We start from the raw sequence: 19,380 nt of genomic DNA on the forward strand, positions 1-19,380 counted from the left end.
ATCAGCCCACGCTCACCGGTTCGGCGGAACCGTCGCCGACGCGGACCGCGAGGGCGGTGCGGGTGGCGAGGACGTAGTAGATGGCCAGGCCGAGACCGCACCCGATGAACCAGCTGTACTGCGCGGCGGTGTGCATGCCGGGCGCGGACTTGACCAGCACCGGGATCACCGCGACGGCGGCGCCGACGACGGTGGCGATCACCGCGGCGGGGTTGTAGCCCTTGCGGTACCAGTACGCGCCGCGCTCGGACATGGTGAACAGATCGTCGACGATCACCTTCTGCCTCCGCACCAGGTAGTAGTCCGCGATCAGGATGCCGAACAGCGGACCGATGAATGCGCCGAGCGTCTCGAGGGTGTAGTGGATGACATCGGGGTTGTTGTACAGGTTCCACGGGGTGATCAGCACCGAGCCGACGGCGGCGATCATTCCGCCGGCGCGCCAGCTGATCCGCTGGGGGCTGACGTTGGAGAAGTCGAAGGCGGGGGAGATGAAGTTGGCGACGATGTTGATGCCGATGGTGGCGACGGTGAACGTCAGGGCGCCGAGCACGATCGCGAAGGTCGAGTCGATGCGGGCGACCGTTTCGACGGGATCGGTGATCAGCTCGCCGTACACGGGCAGGGTCAGCGACGCGGTGATCACCACGAGCAGCGAGAACACCAGGAAGTTGACCGGCAGTCCGAGGATGTTGCCCTTCTTCACCGCGGCGAAGGACTTTCCGTAGCGGGAGAAATCGCCGAAGTTCAGCATCGGTCCGGAGAAGTAGGACACCACCAGCGCGATCGCGCCCAGCATCACCGGAATCGCATCCAGGCCCGTGTAGGTCACCGAGCCGAGATTCAGATCGATTGCGCTCCAACCGGCCTGGGAGATCAGGTAGCCGCACAGCAGGAAAATCACGACATAGACTGCGGGACCGCAGAAGTCGATGAACCTACGGATCGACTCCATGCCGCGCCAGAACCCGCAGGCCTGCACGACCCACAGGGTCAGGAAGCTGCCCCAGCCCAGGGCGGAGAGCCCGGCGAACCCGTAGTCCTCCACCACCGCGTACGGGGCCAGCGACGGGAACAGCTTGATCAGCACCACATCCAGCGCCGCCGAGGCGAGGAACGTCTGGATTCCGTACCAGGCCACCGCGATCAGGCCGCGGATGATCGCCGGGATGTTCGCGCCGAGCACGCCGAAGACGCTGCGGCAGATCACCGGATAGGGCACGCCGGTCACCTGACTGGGCTTGGCGACGAGGTTGCAGAAGAAGTAGACGATCGTGATGCCGGCGAGCAGGGCCACCAGCACCTGCCAGCTGGCCAGGCCGAGGGCGAAGAGGCTGCCGGCGGTGACGTAGCCGCCGACGCTGTGCACGTCGGACATCCAGAACGCGAAGATGTTGTACGAGCCCCAGCTCTGCTTCTTCAGCGGGGCGAGGTCCTCGTTGGTGAGCCGGGGGTCGTAGTCCGGCTCGACCAGCCCGCCGCCGACGGGGTGGCCCGCCGCTTCGACGAGGTCGCCGGCGCCGAGCACGGCGCCGGGCGGCAGATCACGGCGGGGAGAGATCAATTCGGTCATGGGTACTCCTGGACGTCGACGACCCGCGGGGTGCCGATCGGTTTCGGCACGGCGCAGGTCCGCGAGGAAGGCAGTGGACCCGGAATCTCAGCGACGGTGGTGAATTCCGATGAGGAGAACGGTAACGATCAGGTGTTGCCGGTGGGTTTCCCGATCGGTATATCTTCCGGGGTCAGCAACCCGGCGTCGGCGGGCAGCGTCGCGATCACGGAATCGAGCCGATGGTTGTGGGCTTCGGCGGCGGCGAGGAGCCCCGGCGTGTCCCGGGCCAGGAACGCGGTCAGCATCCGCTCGTGCTCGGCATGCAGAACCGTCCGCTGCGCCGCGGACACGTGCACCATCGGTTGCACGGGTTCGGTGATGTTCCAAGCTGATTCGAGCATGTGCAGCAGCCGGTGCATGCGCGACGGGCCGGCCAGCGCCAGATGGAACTCGCGGCTCTCGCGGTGGTAGGTGTGCGGATCGTCGTCGGCGACGGCGCGTTCGAGGCGTGCGTGGACCCACGCGGCGTGGGCGTGATCGGCTTCGGTGGCCAGCGCCACCGCCGCCGTCAGTGCTGCCGTCTCGAGGGTTTCCCGCACGAGATACATCTCGCGGAGTTCGGCGGCGGTCAGCCGGGCGACGGTGTATCCGTGGTTCCGCCGGTGGTCGACGAGTCCCTCGCCGATGAGGGTTTTCAGCGATTCCCGGATCGGGATGCGGCTGACGCCGAACAGTTCCGCCACCTCGGGTACCGGGATGGGGGTTCCCGGCGGGACGGCGCCGGAGAGGATGACGCGGCGCAGTTCGTCGAGGATGGCCTGCTGGGGACGGCCGGGGGTCCCGGATTCGAGCCGGTCGAGCAGTATCGACCTGCGACGTGGCGGCACGGGATCCTCCTACTGCTCCCTTCGGAATTCCGGCGCGACGTGCGACGGAAGCGAGGCGACCCTATCGACGGCCTGTTTCGGGAACGTGTCGGCGACGTGTCGCCGCCGGGCGGGTGGCCGAGCGGGTTCCTTTCCCGGATGTCCCGTTCACCGTAGGGTGGCCGACATGACGGCTTGGACCACACGCGACATCCCGAAGCAGGACGGCCGCACCTTCGTGGTGACGGGCGCGAACAGCGGCCTGGGCGAGGTGGCGGCCCGGGCACTCGGGGCCGCGGGGGCGCGGGTGGTGCTGGCGTGCCGGAACGTGGCCAAGGGCGAGGCCGTGGCCCGGGAGATCGGGCCCAACGCGCAGGTGCGGCGCCTCGATCTGGCCGACCTGGCGTCGGTGCGTGAATTCGCCGCGGGTGTCGACGAGGTCGATGTGCTGGTCAACAACGCCGGCGTGATGGCGGTGCCGCTGCGCCGCACCGCCGACGGATTCGAGATGCAGATCGGAACCAACCACCTCGGCCACTTCGCCCTCACCGCCCTGCTGCGCGAGCGCGTCACCGACCGCGTGGTGACGATGTCGAGCGGCATGCACCGGATCGGCCGCATCGATCTCGACGACCTGAATTGGGAGCACCGTCGCTACGACCGGTGGCTGGCGTACGGGCAGTCGAAGCTGGCCAACCGGCTGTTCACCCACGAACTGCAGCGCCGGCTCACCGAGCAGCGGTCCCCGGTCGTGGCGGTGGCCGCGCACCCGGGATACTCCTCGACGAACCTGCAGTCACACACCGAGTCGATCCAGGACGTGTTCCTGGGCGTGGCGAACCGGCTGGTGGGGCAGTCCGCGCAGACCGGAGCGCTGCCGTTGCTGTACGCGGCCACCGCGCCCGGCGTCGAGCCCGGCGGGTACTACGGTCCCGGTGGCCTGTTCGAGATGCGGGGTGCCCCCGAGCGCGTCGAATCCAATTCGCGCTCGCACGACGAGGCTATCGCCCGTGGACTCTGGGAGCTGTCGGCGCGGCTGTGCGCCCCGGCCGGATAGCGGGACCCGGGACGGCAACCGCACGGTCGGACATCCCGCCCCGCCGGTCGGTCCGAGACGCGCCGATCAGTCCGAGACGCGCCGGATGTAGAGCAGCCGGTCGCCGGCCTCCACCGCCTCGACCTCCGGGGACCCGACACGCAGCAGGCGGCCGTTGCGTTCGACGCCCAGGACGATGTCGGGGAGGTGCCGCGGTGAGCCGCCGACCTCGCCGGATTCGACCTCGCGTTCGGCGATCGCGAAGCCTTCCTCCGGGGTGAGCAGGTCCTCGATCATTTCCACGACGTTCGGGGTGATGGTGGCGGCTCCGAGCAACCGGCCCGCCGTCTCGGACGAGATCACCACCGTGTCGGCGCCCGACTGGCGGAGCAGATGGGTGTTCTCCGATTCGCGGATGGCCACGACGATCTTGGCGGCGGGGGCGAGTTCACGGGCGGTGAGGGTGACGAGCACCGCGGTGTCGTCGCGGTTGGCGGCGACGACGATCGAGTCGCAGTGCGGCACCCCGGCCAGGCGCAGCACGTCGGACTTGGTTGCCGAGCCCTGGACGGTGACCAAGCCCTGGCCGCTGGCGGCGTCGAGCACCACCGGGTCGGTGTCGACGACGACGATGTCCGAGGGCGCGGCGCCGTCGCCGAGCATCGCATCGACCGCGGTGCGGCCCTTGGTGCCGTAGCCGACGACAACGGTGTGGTTGCGCACGCGGTGTCGCCAGCGTTGGATGCGGAAGGTTTGGCGGGAGCTCTCGGTCAGGGCGGAGAGGGTGGTGCCGACCAGGATGATGAGGAAGAAGATCCGCAGCGGGGTGATGACCAGGACGTTGACCAGGCGGGCCTGCGGTGTGATGGGGGTGATGTCGCCGTAGCCGGTGGTGGAGAGCGACACCGTCGCGTAGTAGATGCAGTCCAGTAACGACAGTTCGTTGTCCTGGGTGTCGGAGTAGCCGTCGCGGTCGAGGTAGACGACGAGCACCACCAGGGACAGGGCGATCAGGGCGTACCCGATCCGGCGCACGATCGCCCGGCCCGGGCTGGTCTGTAGCTGCGGCACCCGCAGAATGCCTACCAGCGCGAAGTCGGGTCGCTCGGTCAGGGCGTCGGAACGGCTGAACCGGGTCCTCAGCGTGCTACCGGGCACGACCGGTGCCGTTCGGTGCCGCGGCCGGGTGGGGGTCCGGTCGCTCCTGGTGCGCTGTCGGTGACATCGTCTGCAGCCTACGTCGTTCCGGTGCTGTCAGGTGAGTTCGCTGAATCGTTCGGTGTTCCGGACCCGCCCGGAGACGATAATGGTGTCCCCGGGGGCGAGAACGGTGTCGGCGGTGGCGTAGGTGAAGTCCTCCCCGGGACGTTTGATCGCCACGACGGTCACGCCGAAGTCGGAGCGGACGGCGGTGTCGCCGAGGCGCCGGCCGATCGCGAACGCCGGTGGGGTGGTCTTGACCATGGCGAAGCCGTCGTCGAACTCGATGTAGTCGATCATCCGTCCGCGCACCAGGTGGGCGACCCGCTTGCCCATGTCGTGCTCCGGCCGGACGACGTGGTGCACCCCGATCTGGGTGAGGATCTTCGCGTGCGCGTTACTGATCGCCTTGGCCCAGATGTTGTGCACGCCCAGGTTGATCAGGGCGGAGGCGGTGAGCAGGCTGGCCTCGAGATCGGAACCGATTCCCACGACGGCGCGGCCGTACTCGTGCACCGACAGTTGCCGCAGCGATTCCTCGTCGGTGGTGTCGGCGACCACGGCGTGGGTCAGGCGGTGAGCGACCTTCTGCACCACGGCGTCGCTGGAGTCGATGCCGAGGACCTCGGTGCCCTGGCTCATCAGCTCGAGCGCGAGCGACTTGCCGAACCGCCCGAGCCCGAGCACGACCACCACGTCGGCGGCGGATTTCCTAGCCAATGAAGGGCCTTTCTTCCGGGAGTTCGTAGCGCCGGCCGCGATCGCGGGCGGCGAGAGCGCTCACGAGGGTGATCGATCCGATGCGGCCCAGGTACATCAGGAGCACCAGGATCAGCTGCCCCCAGACGGGCAGCTGCGCCGTGATCCCGGTGGACAGGCCGACGGTGGCGAACGCGGAGGTGACCTCGAACAACAGGACGTTGAGGTCGAAGGAGGTCCCCGCCAACAGGGCGATGGTCGGCACCATCACCAGGGCGACACCGATCAGGGCCACCGACAACGCCTGACGCTGGACCCGGGTGTCGATGCGCCGGTCGAAGACGATCACCGATCGCTCGCCGCGGGCCTCGGCGAGGATGACGAACAGTAGAAGGACGAAGGTGGTGACCTTGATTCCGCCGGCGGTGCCGCCGCTGCCGCCGCCGACGAACATGAGCACGTCCGTCACCAGGAGGGTGGCGGGGTCCATCTGGGCGTAGTCGACGCTGTTGAAGCCGGCGGTGCGGGGCATGACGCCCTGGAACGCGGCGACGAGCAGCTTCTGGCCGAAGTGGTAGTGCTGCAGGGTGCGGGTCCACTCGAGGACCAGCACCAGCACCGGTCCCACCACCAACAGCACCGCGGTGACGGTCACGGTGAGGCGGGTGTGCAGGCTCCAGCGGTGGCTGCGGCCGCGCAGGTGCCGGGTCACTTCGAACAGGACCGGGAACCCGATGCCGCCCAGGATCACCGCGAGCATCAGCGGCACGCAGACCCACGGATCGTCGGCGAATCCGATGATGTTGTCGCTGTAGAGCGCGAAGCCGGCGTTGTTGAACGCCGAGACGGAATGGAACACTCCCAGCCACACCGCACGCAGGGGCGGCTCCTCGTATCCGAGCGCAAACCGCAGTGCGAGCGCCACCGCGGTGACCGACTCGATGAGCACGCTCATCCGCACGACGCCGACGACGACCGAGCGGACGTCGCCGAGCCCCGACGCACGCACCTCGGCTGCGGTATTCAATCGGGCCTTGAGGCCGATCCGGTTCGCGAGCAGCAGGCCGACGAGCGAGGCCATGGTCATGATCCCGAACCCGCCGGCCTGGATCAGGGCCAGGATGATGCCCTGGCCGAAGCCGGACCAGTGGGTGGGCGTGTCGACGACGACCAGGCCGGTCAGGCACATCGCCGAGGTCGCGGTGAACAGGGCGTCGACGAGGGAGGTCGCGGTACCGGGCAGGCTCGCCGCGGGCGTGAGGAGCAGGAGCGTGCCGACGGCGATCGCGGCGGCGAAGCTCAGCGCCACGACCCGGACAGGAGTGAGCGTGGCCCGCGCCGCCATCCGCCGCAGCAGGGACGGCGCGAACGCACCGGTGGGTGTCCTCACTCGGAGGAGACTAGACCCGAACCGAGCCGCCGGGGAACCGGGCGGCGGTGGCCGGAGTTCGGACCCATGCCGTGACGGCGGCGGGTGCGGGCCGCCGATCGGCGGCGGACGTCACCGGTCTCTGTTGCGGGATCGGCGTGGCGCCGGCTCCCGTTCGTCCTCGTTGCCGGCGAGCAGGCCACGGACCCGTTCGCCGGCGGAGTCCAGAGCGCCCTTCGTCTTGTGCTCGGCGGCCTTCTCGGTGAGTGTCCCGGCCACCCCACCGACGACGTCCGTCAGGCCCTTCGGCTCGGTCGTGGAGATCTCGAGCCTGTTGACTGCCTCGGCGAAACGCAGGTAGGTGTCGACGCTCGCCACCACGACCCGTGCGTCGATCGTGATGATCTCGATGCCCACGAGCGAGACGCGGACGAATGCGTCGATGACGAGACCCTTGTCGAGGATGGTGTCGATGACGTCGGCGAGGCCGGACGAGTTCGGCCGTGCCATCGTGCCGCCGCCCCCGCCCCCGCCCCCACCTCCGGATTGGATGGTCATGGTCCGCGCTCCTGTCGCTCCAACGGTCCGCGAGCCGCCGCGCCGCGCGGGAGACCTCTCGTGGGGCGGTGCCCGTGTAAGGGCTATAGCCACGCGCTCCCGAGTCGAAACACGCCCGCGCCGAGAAATACGGGCGGGGCCCGATCGAAAGACATACCGTGCGACCGGTTTGTTGCTATCGTCGCTTCGGGCCGCGATCCCGGCAGGGAGGTCACTCCGCCAGGCGTCCGCGCGGACGTGCGAGCGGGGAGTCCCGGCCCCCTACGTCTCCGCGTCGTCCGGGACTGGACGAGGGGTAGTCCCCGCGGCGCGGAGACGTCACACCATTTCCGCGCGTCGCGGGCACGTCCCTGCGGAGATGGCCGGGTTACCGCACGCGCGGGCTGTTTCGGCGCCACGATGGGGGAATGCAGGTGATGAGCCTTCCCGAGGCGCTGTTCGTGCTGCTCGAAACCTCGTCGCGTCCACTGCACCTCGGGGCTCTCGCGTTGTTCGAGCCCCCGCCGGATGCCGGGGACGACCATGCCCGTCGCATGTACGAGACCCTGCTCACCCACGACGAGGTGGCGGATCCGCTGCGCCGGCGTCCGGTGCGGACGCTGCGCGGGGCCGGCTACCCGTGGTGGTCGCGTCCCGAGGACGTCGACCTGCGGTTTCACGTACGTCACACCGCCGTGCCCGGATCCGGTTCGATGGCCGACCTGCTGGCCCTCGTCTCCCGGATCCACGGCTCCCCACTCGACCCGCTCCACCCGATGTGGGAGGTGTACGTCATCGAGGGACTCGAGGACGGGCGCACCGCGATGTACGCGAAGATCCACCTGTCCCTCGCCGACGGCCCGGCCGGCCTGCGCCTGCTGCACCGGAGCATGTCCACCGACCCCGACGCCCGCGACTGTCCCGCACCGTGGAGCCCGGAGGTGGTGGCCCCCCGGGCTCGGCTGTCGCCCCTTCCCACCTCGTGGCTGCGCGCCGGGCTCCGGGTCGGCGCGGAGGTGTTCGCGATGACCCCGGAGATCGGCAGGCTGGTCACGGAGGGCGTGCGCCGGCACCAGGTGGCGCTGCCGTGGCAGACGCCGCCCACGATGTTCAATGTCGCGGTGGGCCGGGGCCGGACCCTCGCGGCGCGCTCCTGGCCGATCGAGCGGCTCCACTCGGTTGCGACGTCGGCGGGCACCACGATCGACGCCGTCGTGCTGACGATGTGCGCCGGGGGCCTGCGCGCGTATCTGTCCGAGCGGTACGCGCTCCCGGAGGCACCGCTGACCGCGATGCTCCCGGTGCCGATGAACCTCGGTGGCGCCGCGGTCGGTCCCGGCGGCCGCGAACCCGGCGTCGGAGCGATGGTGATCGGCCTGGCCACCGACGAACCCGATCCCGCGGTGCGGCTCGCCCGGATCGCCGACTCGCTCGTCCACACCGACCGGGTGGTGACCGCGCTGAGCGGAACCCAGTTCCTGATGCTCAGCGCGTTGTCGCTGAGCCCGCTCGCACTCGAGCCGGTGCGGCGGTTCGTCGACGAGATCCCGCCGCCGTTCAACGTGCTGATCTCCTACCTGCCGGGACCTTCCCGCGCCCGGTACTGGAACGGTGCGCGGCTGACCGGCATCTACCCCGTGCCCGCCGTGCTGAACGGGCAGGCACTGAGCATCACCCTCACCGGGAACGACGGTCGGCTCGATCTCGGGGTGGTCGGCGACCGCCACGCGGTGCCCGCCCTCGACCGGCTGGTCGAGCTCCTCGAGGGCGCGCTCACCGAACTGGAGAGCGCTGTGGATACCCGGCCGCGGTGAAGCCGGTCGGCTCCACCGGGCACTCGCCCCTGCCGATCTGCCCGAGCAGGTCGAGGGTGCGCAGGTAACGCCGGACGAGATCGCCCGCCGACAGATCCGACTCCGCCGCCTCGCGCAGGGCCGCGGACACGCCGTCGCCACGGGCCCACCGGTGGATCGCCCGCATCGCCACCGGATCCGGTTCGGGGCCCTCGGGCAGGCCGTGCCGGCGCTCCGCGTCCGACAGCTCCCGCCACAGCCGGACCGTCGCGCGGTACGCGGCGTCGACACCGGCCGTGAGGGCTCCGCCGCCGGGAGCCGGCCGTCGCGATTCGCCGAGCACGCTCGACACGACGGCGGCCAGCTCGGCCGGATCGAGGCCCGCCCACACGCCGGTTCTCAGGCACTCGGCAACGAGAAGGTCGCTGCCGCAATAAATCCGGCCCAGTGTCCGGCCGTGGTCGGTGGCCACCGCCTCGCCGGTGTACGGGTCGGACAGGATGTACCCGCGTTCGTCGAGCAGCCCGAGGACACGGTCGAACGTCTCCACGAGCCGGCCGGTGGCGGCGGCGACCTGCCCGCGCAGCACCTCGGTGTCGGCGGCCAGCGCGCGACGGCGCTCGGCGACGGTGATCAGGCGCTCCCGATCGGCGTGCCGGTGCCCGGGGTGCGAACGCACGGCCCGCGCGAGAGCGGTCACCGCGTCGGCGGTGCCGGTGGTGCGCGCCGCGGCCAGCCGCTCCCGCAAGTGCTGGTACTCGGCGAAACCCTCGGCGTCCCCGAGTTCGTCGTCGAGCAGGCGCAGCGTCGCCGCGTTCGTCGTCGCCGCGGTGGCCAGCGCGGCCACCGAACGCTCCGCCTGGAACTGGGCGAAGGACCGGCCGAGCAGGTCCCGGGCTCCGGCGACGCCGAGCCGGTCGACGAGGTTGACGGCGGTGTTGTAGCCCACCCGCAGAGAGCTGTTCAGCGGGTAGGTGCGCGTGGAGGCGAGCCCCGCGACGGTGGCCGGCTGCACCTCCGGGCTCCACAGCACGACCGCGTGGCCCTCCCGATCGATGCCGCGCCGGCCGGCCCGTCCCGTCAACTGGGTGTACTCGCCGGCGGTGAGGCGGACCGGCCCGGCGGCGGTGTGCTTGACGAGGCGTTCGAGCACGACGGTCCGCGCGGGCATGTTGACGCCCACGGCGAGGGTCTCCGTGGCGAAGACGATCCGGACGAGGCCGAGGCCGAACAGCTCCTCCACGGCGTGCCGGAATACCGGCACCATGCCCGCGTGATGGGCGGCGAAGCCGCGTTCGAGTCCGTCGAGCCAGTCGGCGAATCCGAGCGCGTCGAGGTCGGCGGGGGAGAGGCCGGCGGTGTGCCGGTCGACGATGCGGCGGATGCGGGTGACGTCGGCGGCCTCGGTGAGCCGCAGCGACGAGCGCAGGCATTCGGCGACGGCCTCGTCGCAGCCGCTGCGGCTGAAGCGGAACCAGATCGCCGGCAGCAGCGACTCGGCCTCGAGCCGCGCGACGAGCTCGGGCCGGTCGACGCCGGCCGGGCCGGGCGTGGCTGTGCGGCGGCGCCGGCGACGCGACGGGACGGCAGGGGCGGCGTCGACGAGCTGGCGATGTGCGACGTACCGCACGAGGTTCTCGTCGATCGCACCGGTGGTGGGGGAGAACAGGTCGAACAGCCGCCCACCGGCGAGCACGTGCTGGTGCAGCGGAACCGGCCGGGTCTCCTCGACGACGACGGTGGTCGCGCCGCGGACCCGGCCCAGCCAGGCACCGAACTCCTCGGCGTTGCTGACCGTCGCGGACAGGCTCACCAGGCGCACGGTGCCGGGTAGATAGAGGATGGCCTCCTCCCACACCGCGCCGCGCTCGCGGTCGGCGAGGTAGTGGACCTCGTCCATCACGACGTGGGTGAGCCCGTCGAGCAGGGGCGAGCGGCCGTGCAGCATGCTGCGCAGCACCTCGGTTGTCATGACGACCACGGGTGCGTGCGGGTCGACCGAGACGTCTCCGGTGAGCAGGCCGACCCGCTCGTCCCCGAGTTGCGCGGCGAGGTCGGCGTGCTTCTGGTTGCTCAGGGCCTTGATGGGCGTCGTGTAGAAGCACTTGCCGCCGGCGGCGAGCGCCAGGTGCACCGCGAACTCGCCGACGATCGTCTTGCCGGCGCCGGTGGGGGCGCAGACGAGCACGTCCCGGCCCTCGTCGAGAGCGCGACAGGCGCGGACCTGGAAGTCGTCGAGCGTGAAGCCGAGTCCCGCGGTGAACTGCGCGAGCCGCGGCCCGTCCTGCCTGCACACGCAATCCACGCTACGCGTGCCTGGGGGTGGACCGCGGCGAGCCGCGCAGGAGTGACCGCGGCGAGCCGCGCAGGAGTGACCGCGGCGAGCCGCGCAGCAGTGACCGCGGCGAGCCGCGCAGCAGTGACCGCGGCGAGCCGTGCGTGGGTCAGTCCTCGGTGACCTCGAGCTCGACCTCGATGTTGCCGCGGGTGGCGTTCGAGTACGGGCACACCTGGTGGGCCTTCTCGGTCAGTTCGAGGGCCTGTGCGCGCGGCACGTGGGGCAGCGACACCTCGAGCGTGACCTTCAGGCCGAAGCCGCCACCGTCGGTGCGGCCGATGCCGACGCGTGCCCCGACCGCCGAGTCGGCGACGTCGGCCTTGTCCTGCCGGGCGACGAGCTGCAGCGCCGAGTGGAAGCAGGCGGCGTATCCCGCGGCGAAGAGCTGCTCGGGATTGGTGCCCTCGCCGGTGCCGCCCATTTCGGTGGGGATGGCGAGGCCCAGGTCGAGCTTGCCGTCGGAGGTCCGGGCGCGGCCGTTGCGACCCTCTCCGGTGGCGAGTGCTTCGGCGGTGTAGAGCACGTTCATGGCTTCTCCTGTGGGGTGGCGGGATAGGGATCGGGTGTTTCGGGGCGGTGCAGCGCCTCGGTCATGCGGTGGAGCGTGTCGCGAAGGGCGGCCAGCTCGTCGGCTGCGAGGCCGCTCGCGCGGGCCATGCGCGCGGGGATGTCCTCGGCGCGGGCGCGCAGCTCGCGCCCGGCCTCGGTGAGGTGGATCTGCACGCGGCGCTCGTCCGTGCTCTGCCGGCGGCGTTCGAGCAGTCCGGCGCTCTCGAGCCGCTTGAGGAGCGGGGAGAGGGTGCCGGTGTCGAGGTCGAGGGCGTCGCACAGGTCGCGGACGCCGCGGCCGCCGTGTTCCCCGCGGCTTTCCTGTTCCCACAGGGCCAGGAGTACGAGGTACTGCGGGTAGGTGACGCCGAGCCGGTCGAGCATGCCGCGGTAGGCGGCGGTGGTGGCCCGGGAGGCGGAGTAGAGCGCGAAGCAGACCTGCCGGTCGAGCGCGAGATCGTCGGACACGAGAAATAAAGTAGCGCACCGCTATGTTGTGCACAACTGAAATTCGGGCTTCCCGAGAGTGTCACACATCACACGCTCTGTGGAATTGACAGGCACCCCGACACGTTAGTTGAGTGAGAAAGACTCAAGTCCGAGAGAAAGGCTTCGGAATGCCGGCATTCTTCGGGCCTGGTGGCCCTGGGCGTATCGACATCACCCGCTACCTGAGCCGTGGCACCCAGGAACTCATGGCCGCTGCGGCCCGATTCGCCGCCGAACGCGGTGACACGGACCTCGACGCGCTCCACGTCCTGCACGTGATGGCGGAGCAGGACCCGGTCCGGTCGGTCATGACCCGCGCCGGGGCCGATCCCGCCGAGGTCCTGGCCGCGGTGGAGCAGCGGCTCCCGCAGGAACAGACCCGCACCGCGGTCACCGCTCCCGCCCTCACCGGCGCGATCAAGACGGTGCTGCTCGAGGCGCACCAGCTCACGCGCGCCCTCGGCGCGACCTACATCGAACCCCAGCACCTGTTCGTGGCCCTCGCCGCCGACCAGGAACACGGGGTCGGAGGGCTGCTCGTGTCGGCCGGGATCACCGCCCAGTCGCTCCAGGCCGCCCTGCAGCCCGCCGCGCCCGCCGAGGCGGCGCAGGAGCAGTCCGCCACCCCCACCCTGGACAAGTACGGCGTCGACCTGACCGAGCGTGCCCGCGGCGGCGGCATCGACCCCGTCATCGGCCGCGCCGACGAGATCGAGCAGACCGTCGAGATCCTCTCCCGCCGCACCAAGAACAACCCGGTTCTGGTCGGCGAGGCCGGTGTCGGCAAGACCGCGATCGTCGAGGGCCTCGCCCAGCGCGTCGTCGACGGCGACGTCCCGGACAGCCTGCGCGGCAAGCGGATCGTGCAGCTCGACCTCACCGGTATGGTCGCCGGCGCCCGGTACCGCGGCGACTTCGAGGAGCGGCTGACCAAGGTGCTCGACGAGATCGCCGCGCACTCGGACGAGCTGATCGTCTTCGTCGACGAGATCCACACCGTCGTCGGCGCGGGCGGCGGCAACGAGGGCGCGATGGATGCCGGCAACATCCTCAAGCCCAAGCTCGCCCGCGGGGAGCTGCACATCGTCGGCGCCACCACGCTCGACGAGTACCGCAAGCACATCGAGAAGGATCCGGCGCTCGAGCGCCGCTTCCAGCCGGTCACCGTCGGCGAACCCGGCCACGACGACGCGGTCGCGATCCTGCGCGGCCTGCGGGACCGCTACGCCGAACACCACGGCGTGCGGTACACCGACGACGCGCTCGACGCCGCCGTGGACCTGTCGGTGCGGTACCTGCCGGACCGGCACCTGCCGGACAAGGCGATCGACCTGATCGACCAGGCCGGTGCCCGGCTGCGGCTGCGCTCACCGCGCGTCGACGAGAAGGCGTTGCGCGAGCAGCTGTCCCGGCTCGAGGCCGACAAGGACCGGGCCGTCGCGGCGGAACGCTACGAGCAGGCCTCGCGACTGCGCGACCAGATCGCCGAGGTGCAAGCCCGCCTCGATGCCGGCGCACCCGCCGGTGCCGAGGTGCCCGAGGTGACCGCGGAACTGATCGCCGAGGTCGTCTCCCGCGCCACCGGCATCCCGGCGACGCGGATGACCCAGGCGGAGAAGGAGCGGCTGCGCGGCCTCGAGGACGAACTGCACCGGCGCGTCGTCGGGCAGGACGAGGCCGTCCGGGCCGTGGCCCGGGCTGTGCGGCGCAGCCGCGCCGGCATGAGCGATCCGCATCGGCCGGTCGGCAGCTTCCTGTTCCTGGGTCCCACCGGCGTCGGCAAGACCGAGCTGGCGAAGGCGCTGGCGGAGGTGCTGTTCGGCGACGAGCGAAAGATGCTGCGGGTGGACATGAGCGAGTTCGGCGAGCGGCACACCGTCAGCCGTCTCGTGGGGGCGCCCCCGGGCTACGTCGGCTACGGCGAGGCGGGTCAGCTCACCGAGCAGGTGCGGCGCAACCCGTACTCGGTCGTGCTGCTCGACGAGATCGAGAAGGCGCACCCGGACGTGTTCAACACCCTGCTGCAGGTGCTCGACGACGGCCGGCTCACCGACGGCCAGGGCCGCACGGTCGACTTCACCAACACCGTGGTGATCATGACCAGCAACCTCGGCTCGGACATCATCTCGAGCCGCGGCGGGGCGCTGGGCTTCAGCACCGGGGACGCCGAGGCGGCCGAGAAGCCGCTGCGGGACCGGGTGATGGGCCGTCTGCGCGAGTCGATGCGGCCGGAGTTCCTCAACCGCATCGACGAGATCGTGATCTTCCGCAAGCTCGACACCGAGCAGTTGCACCGGATCACCGATCTGCTGTTGGACGACAGTCGTAAGCGACTGCACGCCAAGGGAATCGAGATCGAGTTCACCGAGGCCGCCGTCGACTGGATTGCCGAGCACGGCCACCAGCCGGAGTTCGGGGCGCGGCCGTTGCGCCGGTCCATCCAGCGCGCCGTGGACGACCGCATCGCCGACCTGCTGCTCGACGACGTGCTCGTCGCGGGTGGGCAGGTCCGAGTCGACGTCGCCGACGACGAACTGGACCTGATGGTGCGCTGACGCTGCCACCGGCGCAGGACGCGGGGCGGTGACCGGAACCGGTCACCGCCCCGCGCTCTGCGCAACGGGTCCACGGTCCGCGGGTCGTCGTCGAGTTCGGCTCCGATCGGGCGTCGACGACGCGGCCCTGTTTCACCGGCCCCCCTGTGGCATTTGTCCGTTGTTCGGGCGCGCAACTTGCCACCTGCAGTGACGGTGATCACACTGACTGGGCAACGGTCTGCGATCCCGTGTGGGTTCGGGGTCGCAACGAAGGAGTCGCCCAGGTGGATGTGCAGCAGGGGGAGACGCGGATCGCGGTCGACGAGGAGGAGTTGCAGACGCCATGGCCGAACCTCGCAGCCCGGCCGCGGTGGGCGCCCTCGCCATCCTCGTGATGCTGTTGGCGACGCTGGCGGTCTTCTCCTTCGATTCGCTACCGCTCCTGGGAGCCGGCGCCCTCTACCGTGCCGAGTTCACCGAAGCAGCGGGCCTGAGACCCGGCAACGAGGTCCGGATCGCCGGTGTCAAGGTCGGCAAGGTCATGTCGGTCGAACTCGAAGGCGACCACGTCGAGGTGACGTTCGGAGCCAAGGATGCGTGGATCGGTGACAACACCTCCGCCTCCATACAGATCAAGACGATCCTGGGGCAGAAGTACCTGGCCCTCGACCCCCGTGGCTCCGAGGTCCTGAATCCGCGGGAGGTGATCCCACGCGAGCGCACCACGTCTCCCTACGACGTGCTCGAGGCCTTCTCGGCGGCGGCACAGACCATCGGGGAGATCGACTCCACCCAACTCGCCCAGAGCCTGACGGTGTTGTCCCAGGCATTCGACAACACCTCCGACGACATCCGCGCCTCCCTCGACGGCGTCACCCGACTCTCACAGACCATCGCAAGCCGCGACCGGGAATTGCGCAGACTGTTCGACGCGACCGAGAACACCACAGGGGTGCTGGCCGAGCGCAATGCCGAATTCACTCAACTGATCACCGACGCCGGACTGCTCATCGGCGAACTGAACAGCCGGCAGCAGGCGATCTCCCAGCTGCTCACCGGAACCCAGCGGCTGTCCCAACAATTGACCGGACTCGTGCGCGACAACGAAGCCACCATCGGACCGGCACTCGAGCAACTCCGCGGCGTCGTACAGATCCTCGCTGCCCGCAACGACGACCTGAACCGGGCGCTGGAGCTGTATTACCCCTTCATCCGCATGTACACGAACATCATCGGCAACGGGCGCTGGTTCGAGGGAGTCATCGTAAATCTCACCCCGCCCGGGTTGCCGGATATTTCGGCGCCGCGCAGTCCCATTCGCACGATGGAAGGCAATTGACCGGCAGACGTCGCGTGAGGCCGCAGCGCAGACAGGTCACGCCGCATCGCCCGCACCGCCACCGGCCCGCCTCCGCTCGCCGGCACGGGACTGCATATCCGAGCAGTTGCACCGGCATCCCCAACCGAGGGATGATCGTTCGGTCCGGCGCCCACGTCCCATAGCGGCCGCACGCTCCGAAGGCGTGGCCCCGGCAGCGTGACGCCGTTCCGGGTTCCGAACCGGACGTCCCCGCGCTCCCGGATCTCACCCCCAGGGTCACAATTCTCACCCCTAGGGTGGCTATCGAGGCTCCCGATCTCGGATAAGTGTCGAGCTGGGTAAGTGGCGCGGCGCCACACGCCGCGCGATGCGAGGAGTCACTCATGAGCATCGTCAACCTGCCGGCAGACCCCCGGGCCGGTCCGGGGCAGCGCTCCACACCGAACCCCCTCGTGGCGGGGACGACGCTGACGGGGGTGTGCGGCGTCGTACCACCGCACCGTTACTCTCAGGCCGAGCTCACCAAGATGTTCGCCGACTACTGCCTCGGCGAGGACGGCGACATCAGGTTGTTGCAGCGACTCCACGCCAATGCCGAGGTCCGGACGCGGCACCTGGTGCGCCCGCTCGAGCGCTATCCGGAGCTGCACGACTTCGACGACTGCAACAACACGTTCATCGAAGGTGCGATCGAGTTGGGTGCGGCCGCCGTGACCGGCGCGCTCGCCCAGTCCGGGATTCGGCCCGACGAGGTGGACTTGATCATGTCCACCACGGTCACCGGTGTCGCCGCCCCGTCGATGGAGGCCCGGATCGCGTATCGGGTCGGGCTGCGCCCCGACGTCAAACGGGTGCCGATCTTCGGGCTCGGTTGCGTTGCCGGTGCGGCGGGAACAGCGCGTCTGTACGACTATCTGCTCGGGCACCCCGACGACGTGGCCGTCCTGCTGTCCGTGGAACTGTGTTCGTTGACGGTGCAGCGCAACGATCATTCCATCGCCAATCTCGTGGCGACCGGCCTGTTCGGCGACGGTGCGGCAGCGGTGGCCGCCGTCGGCGCCCGGCGCGCCGAACGGACCCGGGCGCGCGGGCCCCGGGTGGTCGCGTCGCGCAGCCACTTGTACCCGGACACCGAGCGGACCATGGGGTGGGATGTGGGGTCGAGCGGCCTGAAGATCGTCCTCGATGCCCAGGTGCCCGTCGTGATCGAAAAGTACCTCGGTGCGGACGTCCGCTCGTTCCTGGCCGAACATGGATTGCGGACGGACGACATCACCGCCTGGGTCTGCCATCCGGGAGGGCCGAAGGTGATCCGCGCGGTCGAGTCCGAGCTCGGTCTGTCGTCACAGGCGTTGGAGATGACCCGCCGGTCGCTGGCCGCGGTGGGGAACCTGTCCTCGTCGTCGGTCCTGCACGTGCTGCGGGACACGCTCGAACAGCGCCCCCCGGAACCGGGAACTCCGGGGCTCATGATGGCCATGGGGCCGGGGTTCTGCTCCGAACTCGTCCTCCTCGAGTGGTAGCGCGGACGCCGTGTTCTATCTCCTGCTCGTCGCCGCGGTCGCCACGGAGCGGCTCGCCGAGCTGGTGGTGTCCCGGCGCAACCTGGCGTGGAGCATGGAGCGCGGGGGCCGGGAGAGCGGCCGCGGACACTATCCGGTGATGGTGTCGCTGCACGCCGGGCTGCTGGCCGGATGCCTGATCGAGACGTACGGCGTCGGCCGCCGGTACGTGCCGGCCCTCGGCCGGCCGATGCTGGCACTCGTCCTGGCGTCGCAGTGCCTGCGATGGTGGTGCATCCTCACCCTCGGACACCGCTGGAACACCCGCATCGTGATCGTGCCCGGATTGCCCCTGATCCGCCGTGGGCCGTACCGCCGGCTCCGGCACCCCAACTACGTGGCCGTCGTCGTCGAGGGTGCGGCACTGCCGCTCGTCCACTCCGCATGGGTGACCGCAGTGACCTTCACCGCGCTCGATGCCGTGGTACTTCGGGTGCGGATCCGCGCCGAGAATGCCGCCCTGAGCGAACTGGTGCGCAATGCATGACCTGATCGTCGTCGGCGCTGGCCCCGCCGGGCTGGCCACGGCCCTGTATTCCGCCCGGGCCGGCCTCGATACGGTCGTGATCGAGTCGAGGCCGTCGCCGATCGACAAGGCCTGCGGGGAGGGCCTGATGCCGGGCGCGGTCGCCTGCCTGCGCGAACTCGGTGTGCCGGTCGACGGACATCCCCTCCGGGGGATCCGGTACACGGACGGGCACTGCCGGGCCGAGGCCGAATTCCGCGACGGCCACGGTTTAGGGGTGCGCCGCACCGATCTGCAGGCAGCATTGCAGGCCGAGGTCGCGACACGAGGTGTTCCGGTGCTGCAGCGCCGGGTCCCCGAGATCACGCAGGATGCCCGGTGCGTGACGGCCGCAGGCGCCACGGCGCGGTACCTCGTCGCGGCCGACGGGCTGCACTCCGCCATCCGACGGCAGCTGGGTCTGGACCGCCCACCGTCCGGTCACCACAGGTGGGGGCTGCGCCGGCACTTCGAGGTCGCCCCATGGACCGACTTCGTGGAGGTGCACTGGGCCCGCGACCGCGAGGCCTACGTCACCCCGGTCGGTCCCCGCCTCGTCGGCGTCGCGCTGCTCTCCGCTACCCGCGGGTCGTTCGCCCAACAGCTGGCCGCATTCCCCGCCCTTGCCCAGCGGCTCCCCGACACCGCGGCGACCGCCGTCCGGGGGGCGGGACCGATGCGTCAGGACGCCAGGGCCCGCGTCGCGGGCCGTGTGCTGCTCGTCGGCGACGCGGCCGGATACGTGGACGCGATCACCGGCGAAGGCATCGACGTCGCTCTGAAATGCGCACGCGCGCTTGTGCACTGCCTCGTATGCGGGCAACCGGCACGCTACGAGCGGGCATGGTCACGGGCTTCGCGACGCTCACGCCTGCTGACCTCCTCCCTGCTGTGGGCGCGTCGGCAACCCCGCCTCGGCCCTGTCATCGTGCCGTTGGCTGCGCGGTCACCACGCCTGTTCGCTGCCGCCGTCCATCAGGTCGCACGATGACGATGTCGACGTCCCCGACCCGGCCTCCGCCAC

At 70.3% G+C, this 19,380-nt stretch carries 16 protein-coding genes; 7 read left to right on the forward strand and 9 right to left on the reverse strand.

Annotated elements, in window-relative coordinates; genetic code table 11:
- Nucleotide 1 precedes the first annotated feature (1 nt).
- On the reverse strand, nucleotides 2–1,573 hold the full coding sequence (locus ACWPOB_RS02830; RefSeq protein ID WP_455399829.1) for an NCS1 family nucleobase:cation symporter-1: 1,572 nt from the start codon (nucleotides 1,571–1,573) through the stop codon (nucleotides 2–4).
- A 128-nt stretch (nucleotides 1,574–1,701) separates the two neighbouring features.
- The gene (locus ACWPOB_RS02835; protein WP_455399830.1) at nucleotides 1,702–2,442 is read right to left on the reverse strand and encodes a GntR family transcriptional regulator; all 741 of its coding nucleotides are present in this window, start codon (nucleotides 2,440–2,442) and stop codon (nucleotides 1,702–1,704) included.
- Between the two features lie 166 nt (nucleotides 2,443–2,608).
- Between ACWPOB_RS02835 and ACWPOB_RS02840 the strand changes: the two genes are divergently transcribed.
- Nucleotides 2,609–3,478 (forward strand): oxidoreductase, encoded by an 870-nt coding sequence (locus ACWPOB_RS02840; protein ID WP_455399831.1) that lies wholly within the window; start codon nucleotides 2,609–2,611, stop codon nucleotides 3,476–3,478.
- A gap of 66 nt (nucleotides 3,479–3,544) precedes the next feature.
- Here the strand turns inward: ACWPOB_RS02840 and ACWPOB_RS02845 are convergent, their stop codons facing one another.
- The 4 genes from ACWPOB_RS02845 to gvpJ form a co-directional block, all read right to left on the reverse strand.
- Nucleotides 3,545–4,615, reverse strand: coding sequence for a potassium channel family protein (locus ACWPOB_RS02845; protein WP_455399832.1), 1,071 nt, complete (start codon nucleotides 4,613–4,615; stop codon nucleotides 3,545–3,547).
- A gap of 96 nt (nucleotides 4,616–4,711) precedes the next feature.
- Nucleotides 4,712–5,350: a potassium channel family protein gene (locus ACWPOB_RS02850; RefSeq protein WP_029541736.1), complete on the reverse strand. Its 639-nt coding sequence runs from the start codon at nucleotides 5,348–5,350 to the stop codon at nucleotides 4,712–4,714.
- Nucleotides 5,351–5,369: 19 nt separating this feature from the next.
- Entirely contained in the window at nucleotides 5,370–6,746 is a 1,377-nt protein-coding gene (locus tag ACWPOB_RS02855; protein ID WP_455399833.1) for a TrkH family potassium uptake protein, read from the reverse strand.
- Between the two features lie 111 nt (nucleotides 6,747–6,857).
- Complete coding sequence (gene gvpJ / locus ACWPOB_RS02860; RefSeq protein WP_455399834.1) at nucleotides 6,858–7,283, reverse strand: gas vesicle protein GvpJ; 426 nt, start codon at nucleotides 7,281–7,283, stop codon at nucleotides 6,858–6,860.
- Nucleotides 7,284–7,690: 407 nt separating this feature from the next.
- Between gvpJ and ACWPOB_RS02865 the strand changes: the two genes are divergently transcribed.
- Nucleotides 7,691–9,076, forward strand: coding sequence for a wax ester/triacylglycerol synthase family O-acyltransferase (locus ACWPOB_RS02865; protein WP_455399835.1), 1,386 nt, complete (start codon nucleotides 7,691–7,693; stop codon nucleotides 9,074–9,076).
- On the opposite strand, the gene ACWPOB_RS02870 is transcribed toward ACWPOB_RS02865, so the two are convergent.
- The 3 genes from ACWPOB_RS02870 to ACWPOB_RS02880 form a co-directional block, all read right to left on the reverse strand.
- Nucleotides 9,036–11,351 (reverse strand): DEAD/DEAH box helicase, encoded by a 2,316-nt coding sequence (locus tag ACWPOB_RS02870; protein WP_455399836.1) that lies wholly within the window; start codon nucleotides 11,349–11,351, stop codon nucleotides 9,036–9,038. The genes ACWPOB_RS02865 and ACWPOB_RS02870 overlap by 41 nt on opposite strands.
- Nucleotides 11,352–11,499: 148 nt before the next feature.
- Nucleotides 11,500–11,922, reverse strand: coding sequence for an organic hydroperoxide resistance protein (locus ACWPOB_RS02875; protein ID WP_072634486.1), 423 nt, complete (start codon nucleotides 11,920–11,922; stop codon nucleotides 11,500–11,502).
- Nucleotides 11,919–12,410 (reverse strand): MarR family winged helix-turn-helix transcriptional regulator, encoded by a 492-nt coding sequence (locus ACWPOB_RS02880; protein ID WP_455399837.1) that lies wholly within the window; start codon nucleotides 12,408–12,410, stop codon nucleotides 11,919–11,921. Before ACWPOB_RS02880 ends, ACWPOB_RS02875 begins: the two co-directional genes overlap by 4 nt.
- A 149-nt stretch (nucleotides 12,411–12,559) precedes the next feature.
- On the opposite strand from ACWPOB_RS02880, the gene ACWPOB_RS02885 reads away from it, so the two are divergent.
- From ACWPOB_RS02885 to ACWPOB_RS02905, 5 genes are all read left to right on the forward strand, one after another.
- A complete protein-coding gene (locus tag ACWPOB_RS02885) occupies nucleotides 12,560–14,986 on the forward strand; it encodes an ATP-dependent Clp protease ATP-binding subunit (protein ID WP_455399838.1) in 2,427 nt (808 codons plus the stop codon).
- 325 nt (nucleotides 14,987–15,311) lie between these two features.
- Nucleotides 15,312–16,307: an MCE family protein gene (locus ACWPOB_RS02890; protein WP_100058187.1), complete on the forward strand. Its 996-nt coding sequence runs from the start codon at nucleotides 15,312–15,314 to the stop codon at nucleotides 16,305–16,307.
- Between the two features lie 365 nt (nucleotides 16,308–16,672).
- The gene (locus ACWPOB_RS02895; protein ID WP_455399839.1) at nucleotides 16,673–17,812 is read left to right on the forward strand and encodes a type III polyketide synthase; all 1,140 of its coding nucleotides are present in this window, start codon (nucleotides 16,673–16,675) and stop codon (nucleotides 17,810–17,812) included.
- A 10-nt stretch (nucleotides 17,813–17,822) separates the two neighbouring features.
- On the forward strand, nucleotides 17,823–18,338 hold the full coding sequence (locus ACWPOB_RS02900) for an isoprenylcysteine carboxyl methyltransferase family protein (protein ID WP_100056319.1): 516 nt from the start codon (nucleotides 17,823–17,825) through the stop codon (nucleotides 18,336–18,338).
- Nucleotides 18,331–19,347, forward strand: a complete 1,017-nt coding sequence (locus ACWPOB_RS02905) for an NAD(P)/FAD-dependent oxidoreductase (RefSeq protein WP_455399840.1) — start codon at nucleotides 18,331–18,333, stop codon at nucleotides 19,345–19,347. The genes ACWPOB_RS02900 and ACWPOB_RS02905 overlap by 8 nt, the downstream gene beginning before the upstream one ends.
- Nucleotides 19,348–19,380: the final 33 nt, after the last annotated feature.

The organism is Rhodococcus sp. 2H158, from assembly GCF_053764755.1.